Below are 14,172 nucleotides of genomic sequence, written 5' to 3'. Positions count from 1 at the left end.
AAAACTGAAATGGATCGTCTTCAATCTAATTCTTAAAAGAATGATGTTATTATTGAAACAAAGCATGTTGTTGAAGATTTAACTGGATATAACTATTCGCCTAATATTCATTTTTAAACGCCTAGTTTACCAAATTTTATTAAAAAGAGTATATTAGATTTATTTCTTTTCTAAGTCCGCAATCAATGTTGATCCTTCAGCCTTCCACCCTAACCACTTTTGTGTAAGCACATTTGACGTTGGATTATCAGTTATTGCGAACTGTGCAAGCCATCCGAAATGCTTATCTATATCTTCTTTAGAAATACTTTTTACTGGTAAGTTCAGGCGGCTTCCAATTGCTTCAGCAATATCTCTAAAAGGTATGCTTTCTTCACCAACACCGTGCAAGCATGAACCAGCAGAGGCAGATTCCAATGCCATTCTAAATAACCTTGCCACATCTAACCTATGTATAGCTGGCCAGCGGTTAAGTCCATCGCCAACATAAGCTGAAATTCCTTTTTCACGAGCAATATATGCCAAAGCTGTAGCAAAACCTTGACGATTTTCGTCATGCACACATGGCGCAAGCCTCACAACTGAAACACGTACACCTTGATCAGCAAATGAAAGTGCAACTTCCTCCGAAGCAATACGTGGTGCTCCTACAGAATTTGGATCAGCTTCATCTTTTTCTGTTCCAATACGCCCTGACTTAAGAAGCGTAATAACTGAAGTAGTAACTAAAGGTTTATTTGATCCTTTTAAAGCTTCACATAGTGTTTTTATGGCAAGACAATCTTTTTTTCCTGCATCAGCCAAGTTTGAAAAATCATTGCTAAATCCTAAGTGAATAACACCATCAGCAGCAGATGCTCCACTTCGCAAACTATCAAGATCCTCAAGTGAACCACGATGTACCTCAGCACCTGCAGCTAAAAGTGCTTCAGCTGCCTTATCAGAACGTGCAAGTCCAACAACCTGATGTCCCGCACCAATCAATTCCTTAACAACAGCAGAACCAATGAACCCTGTTGCTCCTGTAACAAAAACACGCATTATAAATTCCTCCTAAATCCTATTAATTTAGAGTCACATCATCCTTATATAAAATTCATTAAAATAAGTAGTATTTAACTTAGTCAGATGAACTACTCTGGATTTATTATAGAATAAGTACTCAAAAAATTGTTGCCACTTCCTCTCAACTTATTGCCTGATTCTCTTGCCGTAAATATACTTCTCCTATTCAGTATCTTTTGATTCATCAGATTTTTTAAGCTGATTATATAATATATCAATATCTTTTCTTGGCGGATTTCCAAAATAACTGCTATAATCCCGACTGAATTGTGATGCACTTGCATACCCTACCAACTGACATGCAGTCGCTGCATCCATTTTCCTAGATAACATAAGATGTCTAGCTTCCTGTAAGCGCAGTATCTTTTGATATTGCAATGGACTCATAGATGTTGCCTCTTTAAAATGCTTGTGAAAAACAGAAACGCTCATATTTGAAATCATTGCTAAATCCGAAACCTTCATTGGCATTGAGAAGTTACTTAACAGCCATTGAATAGCTTTCGCAATATGCCGAACCTTAGAATCTGCAAAGCCTATTTCAGCAATTTGAATGCCAATTGAGCTGCGTAAAAGACGCACCAAGATTTCATCCTTAATAATTGGCGCAAGTAATTCTGTATCACTAGAATTTTCCAAACATTCAAAAAGTCTAGTAACTGAATTTATGATACCTTCATCTGCATCTGTTGTATATCCAACATTCCTCGTCTTAACAGATGGCAAACCATTTGGATAAACTTTTTGAACAAATTCTGCTATTTTTTCCGGTTCGAGAGTTAATCCAATTCCTAGAAAAGGCTTTTCATAACTTGCTTGTATAGTCTTTAGCGCAACAGGTACCCCAACTGGAAGCATGAGCATACATCCTTTGTCTATCTGAAAAGTTTCCTTTCCTATCCTAACAGCCTTTACTCCCTGTGCAACAATTATCACAGAAGGAGCGTAAAATGATTTTTCCCAATCTTTGCTTATTTTCGAGTAGCGCCTGGTATGCAAGCCAGGAATACTGTGACTAAAAGTACCATTCTTTGGAGAATGGTTGTATATTAATTGAATCAACCTATTTATTTCTGTTTTATTTAATGCTTGCTCTTTAATTATCAATTGTTCTTCAGAATATTTATCTAACATTACTAAATCGCCCTTCCTAAATACCAATCATCTATCTAAATTTATTTAAATATAAGTAATATTTATTATAGTAACAGATACAAGATTATATTTCATAAAAAATGAGAGCTTACTTTTACAAAAACTCTCACAAATAATAATATCTTTTGCTTAAATTCTTTCATTTTTACATTGTTAACTCTTTATTTCTTGACTTTTTCAAAGGCTCTCCATAAAATTCTTTATATTTCTTATAAAAATGACTTTTATTTAACCACCCTACTTCATAAATAATTTCATCAATAGTTAAATCTGTACTTTCAATAAGCAGTTTTGCCCTTTCTAAGCGTTCTTTGGTCTGAATTTCTTTAAAGGATTTACCTGTTTTATTTTTTATCAAATTGCTAAGGTAATTTTCGTTATAGTTAAACTCTTTTGCAAGCTTACTTAGCGTAATTGTTCTAAATTCTTCATGTATCATCCTAAGAATTTTAAATATAAGATTATTCTCCTTCTGCTGATATGTATTCTTATGGATTTCAAAAGGAACGTTTTCAATAAGTTCCATAAATAAAATCGAAATATCTAATCTTATAATCTCATTAGCAAAGTGGCTATTTGAGTAATATTTATCAATAATCTGATCTAACAAATGCTTTATGGCATCATGTTTTGAGCTTCTAAAAATGATATAAGCAGAATCTTTTTTATTTGTCATATTCTCAAGTAAAAAGTTAAAAACGTAATTGTTTTTATGCATAATGCTCTCTAAACTTTCAAAATCAATGTTTTCAACTGGAAACATCAAATTTATAAGAAGATCTGACGCTCCTGGGGCACTTACAAAATGAACAGCATTTTTAGACATTAAAAGAATATCCCCTGTATGTAATATTTCTTCATTGCCATTAATAATCTGCTTAACTGACCCTGACAGCATATAATTTAGCTCTAAAAAATTATGACTGTGCTCAGGGAAATCCGCAAAGCGTGAGTGTTTGCTTATATATACTTTACGATTTTTTAAAAAGTACTCATCCTTTATAATCATTTTACGTTCGATATTTGTATAAGTCTCTTTCTTAACTTTTGTTACTTTTCTAAAGTTTTTAATATTGTCAAGTTCGTCTAAACTCATATTATACAACAGTTCTTCAACATTTTTCTGCATAAATAAAACCACCTGTAATTTTGTTACCATCATTGTAACATAACGTCATTGAAAACGCTATCGTATTTTTATAGAATTTAACCAAAAGGAGGAATAATTATTATGATAAAAGTTATTGCAAGTGATTTCGAAAGCATTCAGTCAGCTATCGATTTCCTAAGTAAAAAGGATGGGAAAAAGGAACTTATAATTCCTAAAGGTGTAACAGAAACTGGACCTATAAACTTAATTTCTGACTTAACATTAAACTTAGAGGAAGGTGCTGTTCTAAAATTTATTGATGACCCAAACATTTACGAACCTATTTGGACACGCTGGGAAGGAGTTGAATGTTATGCAATGCATCCCCTTCTATATGCAGCTGAATGTGAGAATATTATAATCACAGGTTCAGGTACAATCGATGGGAACGGTAAATCCTGGTGGGAGAAATTCTCCAATATCGAAAAAGAGGACAGGCTTGAACCTAGAGAAAACTATGAATTACGCTTAGCAAAGCTTAATCCTGATTATAAAAATCGTACAGGCGGCGGTGCAAGACCTTCTACACAGTTTCTCCGTCCACCTCTCATTCAGTTTTGGAAATGTAAAAATATTAAAGCTCAGAAATTTACTCTTAAGAATTCACCGTTCTGGACTTTACATACTGTCTACAGTGAAAATATAATTATACAGAACATGATCATAAAAAATCCTGCTGATGCTATTAACACAGACGCAATTGATATTGATTCATGTAAAAATGTTATTATTGAAGATTGTCTCTTTGATGTAGGTGATGATGCAGTTACTTTAAAATCAGGTAGTGGCATAGATGGATTGAGAGTAAATATTCCAACTGAAAAAGTCAAAGTGCGTAATTGCAAGATCTTAGCCAGCCATGGAGGAATTGCTATTGGAAGTGAAACTGCAGGAGGCATTAAAGATGTTGATGTGAAAAATTGTGAATTCATTGGAACCCAACGTGGAATTCGCCTAAAAAGCAGACGTGGACGTGGAGGCACTATTGAAAATATAAATCTTGAAAATCTTAAAATGGACGGATGCTGGTGCCCTATTGTTTTAGGAATGTATTTTGCACCCGGAGTTCTTTCACATGAGGAAGAATATATTTTAAGTGTTAATAATCAGCCTGTAGTATCTACTACACCTCATATTAAAAACATTAAAATAAAAAATATAGATGCGGTAAATATCAGATCAACAGCAGCTTTTATAGTAGGTCTTCCAGAAAGCCCTATTGAGCATGTTGAAATTGATAATTTTAACTGGAACCTTGCATCTAATGAAAATCTGCTTGAAACTTGGAATAGTGAGCCTACAAAAGGTTTATTTCATGATGAAAATCGAGGGATTAAAACAATAAATGTAAAAAACTTATTAATTAACGGGGAGGAAATATAATTATGGAATCAAAAAAACAACCGTGGGTTTATACTCCTAAAAAAATCACCTTTTTTAGAAGCCTAGGTTATGGAATGAACGATTTAAATGGATCTGCATGGGGAACTTTAGTTGGATCATACTTAATGATATTTTTAACAACTTATGCAAATTTAAATGCAGGTGTAGTTGGAACAATGCTACTTATATTAAAACTTCTTGATATGGTAATATGCGGTGTCCTTGGTGGAATAAGCGACCATTTATTTTCAACTGCCATTGGACGAAAGCTTGGCCGTCGACATACTTTATTCTTATTTGGCGCAATTTTAACCGCTATATGTTTCCCACTTTTATTTACAATTCATCCTGGATCTTATGTTTGGTATTTTCTAGTTCTCTTATTTCTTGAAATCGCTCAAGATTTTGATAACATAGCTTATGAAACCCTCGCAACTGAAATGACTGCAAAAGCTGAAGAGCGTGTTAAACTTTCTTCTGTAAGAATGTTTGTTTCAGCCTTTGGAACCTTTGCCGTAACAGGTCTTCCTGCTATTCTTTTAAAAGTTTTAGGGGATAATAATGGAAGTGCTTATACTATTTCTGGTATTATATTTGGAATAGCCCTTTCTATTGGAACTTTAATAACATATTTTTCAACATGGGAATTCTCTCCTGAACACGTTGAAAATTTTGAGTCAGTAAATAGGAAAAAAGAGAAAAAAGGCTTTTTTGAAGTAATAAATGATTATCGTCAAGTATTAAAAACAAAGGCTTGCAGACGAACTTGTATTATTTACTTTATATCTTATTTTGGAAAAGACTGCTTTAATACAGCTTTCTTCTTCTATACAATGTTTCTTATTGGAATCAGCCAATCAGATGCCCAAGCTGCTTCAAGTCTGTCTATACTAGGGATGATTGTTGTACCTATTGCAACCGTTTTTATGTATAAAAAAGGACCTAGATTCCTTTGGACTTCAGCATTTTCAATACAGATTTTTGTTCTTTTGATATATCTTATATTATATTTTTCAGGAATACACTTAGATGCTAAGATCATGTTTGTCTTAATTTTTATATTATCAGCACTTTGGCAGGTTGGCCGTCAAACTGCAGAATACACCGTTTGGAATGTTATACCTTTAGTACCGGATGTAGATACAATTGTATCTACTAAGTTAAGAGCAGGAACTTTTGCAGCTGTTCAAACTTTTACACGTAAAATAACAGGTGCTATAGGTTCAGCAATGATAGGATGGATTTTAGATTTCAGTGGCTTTGACAAACATCTAAGTACACAAACTGATCCTGCTAAAATTGGAATTATGATTTCATTTGCCATCATTCCTCTTATTTGCTTTATTTATTCAATGTATTTAATACGCACCTTTAATCTTAATCCACATACACATAAAATTATCAAAGATGAAATGGACCGTCTTCAATCAGGTGGTTCAAAGAATGACGTTGCTATTGAAACAAAGCGTGTTGTTGAAGATTTAACTGGATATAAGTACGAAAAGATATGGAATGTCTCTAATTAAACTTTCAAAGAAAACGTTATAAATATTTTTTTATGGCTGAAGAAATTGCTTATCTTCAGCCTTTAATAGTTTTATAGTTAAAAATGATACAAGACTATTAGCAGACACATTATTCAATTTCCAAGGATCAATTCAGTTTATCTAACATTAATTCATGATGCATTTATCCAACTAAATTTTCCCCATCTTTAAATGCGCTTAAAGATAACTCATTAAACCTGAGATACAGGAAATGGCATTCTTATTTACCGCTAATGCTTTAATCGGTACTATTGATTGGTGGTTAAAGTCAAACTGTACTCCTGATTCAGAAAAAATGTCTTATTTGTTTAGATCTTATTTTAAGAATGGCTATGTAGGAATGTTGAATAAAAATTAATGTTGCGACTCAAATTTTGCATTTATAAAATTATGTCGTTAGTTTAATGATTGAAACATGTAAAATAATTTAAACCACTACAAAATGTAGTGGTTTAAATTTATATTTAATTTGAATAGCCTCAAATTAAGGCTATTACTCTTTAATTTTTATTAATAAATAATTAGTTTGAGAATTCTTGTGTTCCCATGTATTTGCTGTTTCCGTAGATTACACCTATACCAACCTTAGTATATTTTTCATTCATCATATTTGCTCTATGACCTGGTGAGTTCCACCATTGATTAAATAATTCAACTGGGTCAGAAGTGTTATATGCAATATTCTCTCCCGCTGTAGTATAAGTATAGCCTATTGTGTGCAACCAGTTTGTCCACTTTGTTCCGTCTGGATTTGTGTGATCAAAGAAATTATTTTGAATCATGTCGTCACTCTTATATCGTGCAACTTGCACTAATGTATTATCTATAGTTAATGGCTGAAGACCCGCTTCTTTTCTTTTTTCATTCATTAATTGAAGAATTTTATCCTCAGCAGAATTTTGCATGCTGATTGAATAATTTGTCGGCAGATTAGGTAACCCCTGTACATTTACTGATGCTGCATTTGTGCTGCTTTTTGAAACTGCATCTGTATTACCAACGTTATTTCCATTAGAAGTATTCATAAATGAATTAGTATTTAATAAATTATTTATATTTACATTATTACAATCGTTAACACTTGAATTTATTGTAGCTGCAGATACTCCTAATGATGAGAAACTCCCTATTGTTGTAGCTGCAATAACTGTAGTTACTATTCTTCTTAAACCATTCTTTCTCATTAGTTTTTCTCCTTTTATATGTTTTATTTGTCCTTATGATTTTTATTTAAACAAAAAGTGTTTTTTAAGTTTTTGTTGCTTTCGAGTAAGGACATGTCTCTATCTTATCATCTTTTCGACAATATTCAACATGAATTCTTCTCGATTTATTGATTTAAATGATATTGTCTTTAACTTGCTTTACTATGTTCTTGTATACGTCTTTATGCACCATAAGGCATATGAAAATAAATAAAAAATCCAAAGTTGCTATGATTATTTTTCATCAGGCAAGGATGACAATTGCCCTCATAGCGAGCCTATTAGCGCAATTTGCAGACGAAGCATGATGAAAAATAGGCTGGCAAATAGACTTGTTATTTTTTGAATGTGCCTAATATTATTTAATATCTCAAAGCGCCAATGATACTCCCCTATATTTTTTTAATAATAAAAAAAGAAGAAGATATGATGAGCTATATATTCTATATCTTCTTCTAAATCTATCTTCTAATATCTATTTTAATAAAGAAACCACTTGTTCACTTGTTCTAATCTTGCCTATTCTAGGGAATATATATTTACAAACATATTCATGTTCTTCTTTACTTATTGCTGTCATTGCATCTTCTACGAAAATTTGATTATAGCCATGTTGGAAAGCTTCTCTTGCTGTAGTATCAACTCCAATGTTAGTTGAAATTCCTCCTAACACAATTGTATCAATTCCTCTACGTCTTAACTGTAAATCTAAATCTGTACCATAAAATGCTCCCCATTGCCTCTTTGTAACAATATGAGCATTCTTAGCTCCTGATATTTCAGGTATAAGCTCATCCCAGCCTTCTGGATATTTCATTCCACTAGAAGCCAAATCTGTTTTTGGCTTAACCATATCTTTTCCATCTATAGTTGAAACTCTTACTAAAACTATAAATGCCCCTTTCTCACTAAACTCCTTAACTAGTTTACTAGCGTTTTGAATTACCTGATCAACTGGATTAGGTGAACCTGAAATCCCTCCAGCTGCAATTCCTTTTTGTAAATCTATAAGCACAAGAGCGCTAGTTTTAGCATTAATAAGTTCCTTTTCGTTTAATTTTAAATCTTCCATCTTTCTTTTCTCCTTTTCATTCATTTTATTTATGTTATGATTATTGATTTAAACTAAGTTTTTTATAAACTTTGAAATATACCCAAACTGCATTTATTAGTAATAATGCACTTGTAATGAAAAATACGTATTTCATTCCCAAATTTCCTGCTACTTGTCCGCCTAGAACTGCACCTCCAAATGCCCCTAAATATCCTGCCGACATGTTAAAACCAAATACTCTGCCTGTAAGAGACGCTGGAGTTATTTTCTTTAGTACGATATTTACAGATGGATTAAGTCCAGCAGATGCTATTCCTAATAAAAATCTAAGGCCCATTAACTGCCAAGTGTCTTTTACAAAAGCTTGTGGTATAAAAATTATTCCTGCACCTATAGTACATGCTAGTATTATTTTATGAGCCCCTACTTTATCTGAAAGTTTACCTAGTCTTGGTGCAGCAATTATATTTGCAAGGCCTGAAGCTGAAAATGTTAGTCCAGCTAAAAGCACAATATGACTACTATTATTGGATAACTGCTTAACATATACTGTTACAATAGGTTCAACTGAATATAATGCAACAGCTAATACAAAGAAAGTTACAAACATTGTAATAGTAAGGTTTTTTTCCGGAATTACCTTCCATACATCCTTAATGCTTAGAACCTCTTTATCTTCACGAGTAAAAGATTCTTTTACAAATAAAACAGTTGTAATAAATGAGATTAAAAGTAATGCTGCTGTTATGAAAAATACGCTTTGTAAACCAAAGACCTCATCTATGAAACCACCAATTGTTGGACCAATTAACGAACCTGCAATATTTGCTGTTGAAAGTGTACCTAAAGCATATCCTGCATTTTCTTTATCTGTCTGAGTTGCAATAAGTGCTGTGCATGCTGTGCTATACCCTGTGATTACCCCTTGAAGTAATCTTAACCCTATTAGAACATATACATTTGGTGCAAATCCCATACACCCTATAGTTATGGCCATACCAAGGCTTGCTCTAAGAATCATTGGCTTTCGTCCATATTTATCAGCGGCACTACCCCAAATTGGTGAAAAAATAGCTGAAATTACATAAGTAATTCCAAATACAATTCCTGAAATTTTTGTAATTGATGCTGTATCTTGAACTCCAAGATGCTGTATGTAGATTGGCAATACTGGAGCGATTTGACTCATCCCTATGGCGGCAACAAATATCCCAAACCAACACACTATTAAATTTTTTCTCCATATTTCCATAAGCATACTCCTTTCTATTTGTATAAATTAAGAACAAAATTACATGTAACCTCATCTGAATAGCCTTTTATATAAATTATCCTCAAATTTAACCACATTACAATTTGCTAAAGAATAAAAAAATCGCAGGCGACTGTGGTTAAGTTCCGTATTGTGCTTCGCACTCTTTTCATATGTGTAGATTTTTTTCACGCATCTGCCTTTTCGAACCATGTGAGAAAAATTTGGCAGGCGAATAAGATTTCTTTTTTATTCTTTTAAAAATACCCAAACTATCCAATCAACCTTTTTTAATTTATCCACAGATTTTACTGGAATATAAATTCCTAAAGAATAAAAAATATTAGTAATTACTAATATCTTGATAAAGTTTCTATTACTTCCCCCTTAATTTTTCTGTTCATTATCTTCAATTTGATTATAAACTATATTTTATAGTTTGTAAATTATAAAATATAGTTTATAATTATATTATATAATCCAAAATGTTTTTATAATTATATATTGCAATTAAGTTTCAACATCATGCTCTTGATTAACATTTGCTTTATTAGAGTTTTAAATGTAAATTTACTATAGCAACATATATATTTTTTTAAACATTAAACTATTTTTTTAAGATTATAGGAGTGAAAAGTGTATGCACAAAAGAAATCTAACCAGAGAAAAGATTATTCAAGTTTCTTTTTGTCTAGCAGATGAAATTGGTATTAATCAACTTAATTTTCAAAAGATCGCTGAAAAATTGGATGTAAAATATCCTTCTTTGTATAATCACTTTAATAATATGGATGAACTTAAAATTGAAATGACAGTATATATGTTAAATGAGATGAATCAGAAATTGATTCATAGGCTGATTGGCAAGAGTGGTTATGGTGCCATAAGAGAATATGCTGTTGTTTATAAAGAATTTGCCTTTGAAAATAAGACAGCTTATAAACTTTTTATCAATATTCCTAGCACTAAAAATAATGAATTGTTTAATTTGATGAGAAAAAGCACTCATATTATTCATGAAATTCTAAAGTCTTACATTGCGGATGAAATTCTTTTGGTTCATAAAAGCCGAACTTTAAGAAGTCTCTTACATGGTTTTATTTCATTATATTCCTTTGGATATTTTCAAGGTGATGTGGATTTAGAAGATACCTTTAAATCTATGATAGATGACTTTATCTCGTCACTTAACAAATAACCCTTGTGAAAGGTAAGAAAATATAATATGAGTATACTTAACAAAACAAAGTGATTAAGCCACCTCCCCCTTTGTTATAGGATTTTAAGATTCTTGTATGACCAATATGCATTAACTATTTAAATAACTTGATTTTCAAGATCCAAATTTGTATATTTTTCTTAACATAAAAAGAGAGCTTACTTTGTGTAAACTCTCTTTAGTAAAATCATATATGGCTTTTAGTTAGAATTTTTTACGCCCATCTTTTTAAACATGCGAAAATAACCTAGAAAGCCAACATATTCTGTCATTTACCTCTATTGCTGTTGTATTTTCACAACAAGATCATTTTGTACTTTTAAGGACAATCCCTTCCTTAAATCCCCCACGTTCTTCTCTTTTCTTATCTCTAGCTTTAATAAGTTCTTCTTCACTAAACCCTAGGCTGTCAGCAAGTCCAAACAAAACTTCCATAACATCAGCTAATTCTTCTAGATTCTTATCTTCTAAAAATTCATTAACTTCTTCTTTTAGTTTTGCTTCTAAAAGCTTATACTTTTCTTCTTTTGTTACTACTTCTATATCACATTCTCTTACATCAGCTTTTATTATTTCTGGAATTTTATCTCTTACTAATTTATTATATACTTTCATTAATTCTCACTCTTTTCACAATTATCCACATTCCCGTATTTTAATATTTTTATTAAAAATCGTATTATCTAAATGAACTTTTCATCTATCTCTTTATATTTGTAGTATCAAATATTACGTCACATTTATTCTCAATGTCTAGTTCTGTAAAGTAATGTTCTTCCAGTGGAATCCATTTGTTTATGAAATCCTGAAGTTTTTCTTCACCATTACGTTTTAGAATTCGTTCATGCTGCACTTTGGAATCAATAGTTATAAAAATTTTATAATTATAATAATCTCTTAGTGTAGGATGCAGACTATAACTTCCTTCAACTATAGTTAAATTCTTAGGTTCTACTTTTATAGGCTGACTTAGCTCCCCTTTATTGCATAAATATTTTCTATATATAGCAGGCTCATCGTTTTTTAGTGGCTTTAAGATTTCTTCCTCAAATCTTTCGTAGTGAACATTTCCACCAGGTTCTGCTAGTCGTTCTTTTGTTTTCATTCTTGGAGGAAGGAAGAAATCATCCATATGAAAAAGGCTGCAATCAAACTCTTCTGTAAGCATCGCTCCTAAGGAACTCTTCCCTCCGCCACATCTTCCATCAATGGCTATTACTAATTTTTTATTATCTTTTAGTAAATTCTTAATTTCATCAAATACATATTTATATTCATTATAAATATGTGGTTTACGTTCTTTATTCATTATTTCCTCCAATATTTAAAGGCTTACTTTACATAAACTCCTACTAAAAACAGTGCTTTCTTCATTACTATACATGTTCTTGTAGCTTTAATATTATTTTATTACTATAATATATTTGTTCACCATTTATGATTGATATTCCTCTAAATTTGTATCTTTTCTATAGATATTAATATATCTTATATTTTTCTAGCTTTCAATCTAATGCGCACATAATCTGCATACCATACTCCATTCTGATATAAAATAGGTTTTAAGCTTTTTACCACCTCATCAATGATTGTATTTTTTAATGAGTCATCTAAGCCTTTAAAAGGTTGTATAACAAACATTTCAATCCAATTCTTCATTCCATCTTCACCTATAAGTGCGGTTTTACGATCAAATAATGCTGCATATACTGTTTGTAGTCCATGCTTTTTAAGAATAGGAGTATATTCATCAATAGTTGGAAAATAGAATGTTCTCTTATAGTCTAATCCCCTTGCTTCAAAAGCCTTTTGCAAAGTTGAATGAATTGTTTCTGTGCATCCGTATCCACCAAATTCACATACTAAGTTTCCATTTATTTTTAATCCATTATAAACACTCTCTAGCAATCCATCTTGATTATCAATCCAATGAAAAACTGCATTAGAAAATATCGCATCAACTTGTTCATTTAAAGTAAATTTCACTGCATCATCCTGTATAAATGTTATTTCAGGATAATTTCTTCTTGCAATTTCTAGCATTTCTCCTGATGCATCCATACCAATTACATCTGCACCCATCTCCGAAATCTTTTTCGTTAATGCTCCATTACCGCATCCAAGATCTAAGACTTTCATTCCCTTCTCAATATCTAGCAAATTTAAAACATCTTCACCATATTGATGTACAAACTGAAAATCTTTTGTATACCCTTTAGCATTCCACTTAATATTCATAAAAACACCTCCATTTTAAATATACCTGACATTAAAAATAGTATATCAAAACAGATACCATAATTGAAATGCATATTAATTATACTTTATATAACTATGATTTATATAGGTAACCAAACTAAAATTTGAAGTCATGGATATAGCTCACCGAAATAAGGATTATGCTGTTGTTCCAGTTTCTAAGGAAATTTTATGATGGATGATTCTAAGATCACAAGTTGCACCAAAGATGCTAGCCTCAAAGACGAGCACTCACAGAGAAAGTTCGAAGAACGAAATATAAAATTTCGATTCTCACTTTTTGAACAAGCATACTTGGAACAACTTTTAATCTAAGAATCAGAGCCATCAAATTCCTAATGAAACATTTCATATTATGACCCTTGTGGTTACAAAAGCATAATTCTTATTTCTAATTAGAATATATTTCATAACATAAATTTAACTTATGATTAATTTATCTATATAAAATTGTTGTACTACTCGTTATTTTCAAAAATTCTCCTACTTATATAATATAAACTTTAAAAATAATTCTTCATTATAATTCTAAAAATATTGCAAAAATTTTAGTCGTAATTGTGAATTGCACATTGGAAATTATAACATTTATATATAAATTACCTAAGCAGAATTTTACATAAGGCTTTTAGGTTTTAATTTCCATCTATGATACATATATTTATTATATGAAACTGCTTTATTATTAGTTTATATAGATAAACAATTTAAAAATTCAGCTTATTAGATTAACACACCTACAAGACTGCTAAAACTTTAAGTTCATATCTCCACTAGAAATCATAAATATATTTGTGGAGAAAACATTTGAAAATAAGCTGTTAAAGGTTCTTGCTGTAGGTTGTTCCATTTTAGCTTGTCAAACTGAAAGTTGGAGCATGCT

The 14,172-nt window shown here is 31.3% G+C and carries 12 protein-coding genes; 3 read left to right on the top strand and 9 right to left on the bottom strand.

Annotated features, from left to right (window positions below; genetic code table 11):
* Window positions 1-159: 159 nt before the first annotated feature.
* The 3 genes from L1S46_RS01540 to L1S46_RS01530 all read right to left on the bottom strand — a co-directional run bounded on the left by L1S46_RS01540 (window position 160) and on the right by L1S46_RS01530 (window position 3,349).
* Entirely contained in the window at window positions 160-1,041 is an 882-nt protein-coding gene (locus L1S46_RS01540) for an SDR family oxidoreductase (protein ID WP_171788200.1), read from the bottom strand.
* A gap of 186 nt (window positions 1,042-1,227) precedes the next feature.
* Window positions 1,228-2,199: an AraC family transcriptional regulator gene (locus L1S46_RS01535; RefSeq protein ID WP_238860231.1), complete on the bottom strand. Its 972-nt coding sequence runs from the start codon at window positions 2,197-2,199 to the stop codon at window positions 1,228-1,230.
* A 166-nt stretch (window positions 2,200-2,365) separates the two neighbouring features.
* On the bottom strand, window positions 2,366-3,349 hold the full coding sequence (locus L1S46_RS01530; protein WP_171788198.1) for a helix-turn-helix transcriptional regulator: 984 nt from the start codon (window positions 3,347-3,349) through the stop codon (window positions 2,366-2,368).
* A gap of 102 nt (window positions 3,350-3,451) precedes the next feature.
* On the opposite strand from L1S46_RS01530, the gene L1S46_RS01525 reads away from it, so the two are divergent.
* Both L1S46_RS01525 and L1S46_RS01520 read left to right on the top strand, forming a co-directional pair.
* Window positions 3,452-4,753: a glycoside hydrolase family 28 protein gene (locus tag L1S46_RS01525; protein ID WP_236897707.1), complete on the top strand. Its 1,302-nt coding sequence runs from the start codon at window positions 3,452-3,454 to the stop codon at window positions 4,751-4,753.
* 74 nt (window positions 4,754-4,827) lie between these two features.
* A complete protein-coding gene (locus tag L1S46_RS01520) occupies window positions 4,828-6,279 on the top strand; it encodes an MFS transporter (protein WP_238898961.1) in 1,452 nt (483 codons plus the stop codon).
* Between the two features lie 542 nt (window positions 6,280-6,821).
* Here L1S46_RS01520 and L1S46_RS01515 read toward each other — a convergent pair.
* The 3 genes from L1S46_RS01515 to L1S46_RS01505 form a co-directional block, all read right to left on the bottom strand.
* Entirely contained in the window at window positions 6,822-7,484 is a 663-nt protein-coding gene (locus L1S46_RS01515; RefSeq protein WP_238898959.1) for a CAP domain-containing protein, read from the bottom strand.
* Between the two features lie 496 nt (window positions 7,485-7,980).
* Window positions 7,981-8,577: an isochorismatase family protein gene (locus tag L1S46_RS01510; RefSeq protein WP_077831678.1), complete on the bottom strand. Its 597-nt coding sequence runs from the start codon at window positions 8,575-8,577 to the stop codon at window positions 7,981-7,983.
* 40 nt (window positions 8,578-8,617) lie between these two features.
* Window positions 8,618-9,811, bottom strand: a complete 1,194-nt coding sequence (locus L1S46_RS01505; protein WP_238898957.1) for a multidrug efflux MFS transporter — start codon at window positions 9,809-9,811, stop codon at window positions 8,618-8,620.
* Window positions 9,812-10,451: 640 nt separating this feature from the next.
* On the opposite strand from L1S46_RS01505, the gene L1S46_RS01500 reads away from it, so the two are divergent.
* Window positions 10,452-11,009 carry a TetR/AcrR family transcriptional regulator gene (locus L1S46_RS01500; protein WP_236897696.1) on the top strand — a complete coding sequence of 186 codons (558 nt, stop codon included), beginning with the start codon at window positions 10,452-10,454 and terminating at the stop codon, window positions 11,007-11,009.
* 327 nt (window positions 11,010-11,336) lie between these two features.
* On the opposite strand, the gene L1S46_RS01495 is transcribed toward L1S46_RS01500, so the two are convergent.
* From L1S46_RS01495 to L1S46_RS01485, 3 genes are all read right to left on the bottom strand, one after another.
* The gene (locus tag L1S46_RS01495; protein WP_238898955.1) at window positions 11,337-11,645 is read right to left on the bottom strand and encodes a nucleoside triphosphate pyrophosphohydrolase; all 309 of its coding nucleotides are present in this window, start codon (window positions 11,643-11,645) and stop codon (window positions 11,337-11,339) included.
* Window positions 11,646-11,730: 85 nt separating this feature from the next.
* Window positions 11,731-12,339 (bottom strand): uridine kinase, encoded by a 609-nt coding sequence (locus tag L1S46_RS01490; protein ID WP_238898953.1) that lies wholly within the window; start codon window positions 12,337-12,339, stop codon window positions 11,731-11,733.
* 179 nt (window positions 12,340-12,518) lie between these two features.
* A complete protein-coding gene (locus L1S46_RS01485) occupies window positions 12,519-13,268 on the bottom strand; it encodes a class I SAM-dependent methyltransferase (protein ID WP_236897690.1) in 750 nt (249 codons plus the stop codon).
* Window positions 13,269-14,172 lie beyond the last annotated feature (904 nt).

Source organism: Clostridium sp. YIM B02500, from assembly GCF_022324665.1.
Classification (GTDB): Bacteria; Bacillota; Clostridia; order Clostridiales; family Clostridiaceae; genus Clostridium; species Clostridium beijerinckii.
The sequence above is the reverse complement of the archived record's forward strand: the minus strand, read 5'-3'. Positions and strand labels throughout refer to the sequence as shown.

Bases quoted from the DNA above. Each gene is read 5' to 3' on its own strand.
- L1S46_RS01510 (WP_077831678.1), bottom strand. From the start codon at position 8,577: ATGGAAGATTTAAAATTAAACGAAAAGGAACTTATTAATGCTAAAACT.
- L1S46_RS01490 (WP_238898953.1), bottom strand. From the start codon at position 12,339: ATGAATAAAGAACGTAAACCACATATTTATAATGAATATAAATATGTA.
- L1S46_RS01525 (WP_236897707.1), top strand. From the start codon at position 3,452: ATGATAAAAGTTATTGCAAGTGATTTCGAAAGCATTCAGTCAGCTATC.
- L1S46_RS01515 (WP_238898959.1), bottom strand. From the start codon at position 7,484: ATGAGAAAGAATGGTTTAAGAAGAATAGTAACTACAGTTATTGCAGCT.
- L1S46_RS01530 (WP_171788198.1), bottom strand. From the start codon at position 3,349: ATGCAGAAAAATGTTGAAGAACTGTTGTATAATATGAGTTTAGACGAA.
- L1S46_RS01520 (WP_238898961.1), top strand. From the start codon at position 4,828: ATGAACGATTTAAATGGATCTGCATGGGGAACTTTAGTTGGATCATAC.
- L1S46_RS01535 (WP_238860231.1), bottom strand. From the start codon at position 2,199: ATGTTAGATAAATATTCTGAAGAACAATTGATAATTAAAGAGCAAGCA.
- L1S46_RS01540 (WP_171788200.1), bottom strand. From the start codon at position 1,041: ATGCGTGTTTTTGTTACAGGAGCAACAGGGTTCATTGGTTCTGCTGTT.
- L1S46_RS01495 (WP_238898955.1), bottom strand. From the start codon at position 11,645: ATGAAAGTATATAATAAATTAGTAAGAGATAAAATTCCAGAAATAATA.
- L1S46_RS01485 (WP_236897690.1), bottom strand. From the start codon at position 13,268: ATGAATATTAAGTGGAATGCTAAAGGGTATACAAAAGATTTTCAGTTT.
- L1S46_RS01505 (WP_238898957.1), bottom strand. From the start codon at position 9,811: ATGGAAATATGGAGAAAAAATTTAATAGTGTGTTGGTTTGGGATATTT.
- L1S46_RS01500 (WP_236897696.1), top strand. From the start codon at position 10,452: ATGCACAAAAGAAATCTAACCAGAGAAAAGATTATTCAAGTTTCTTTT.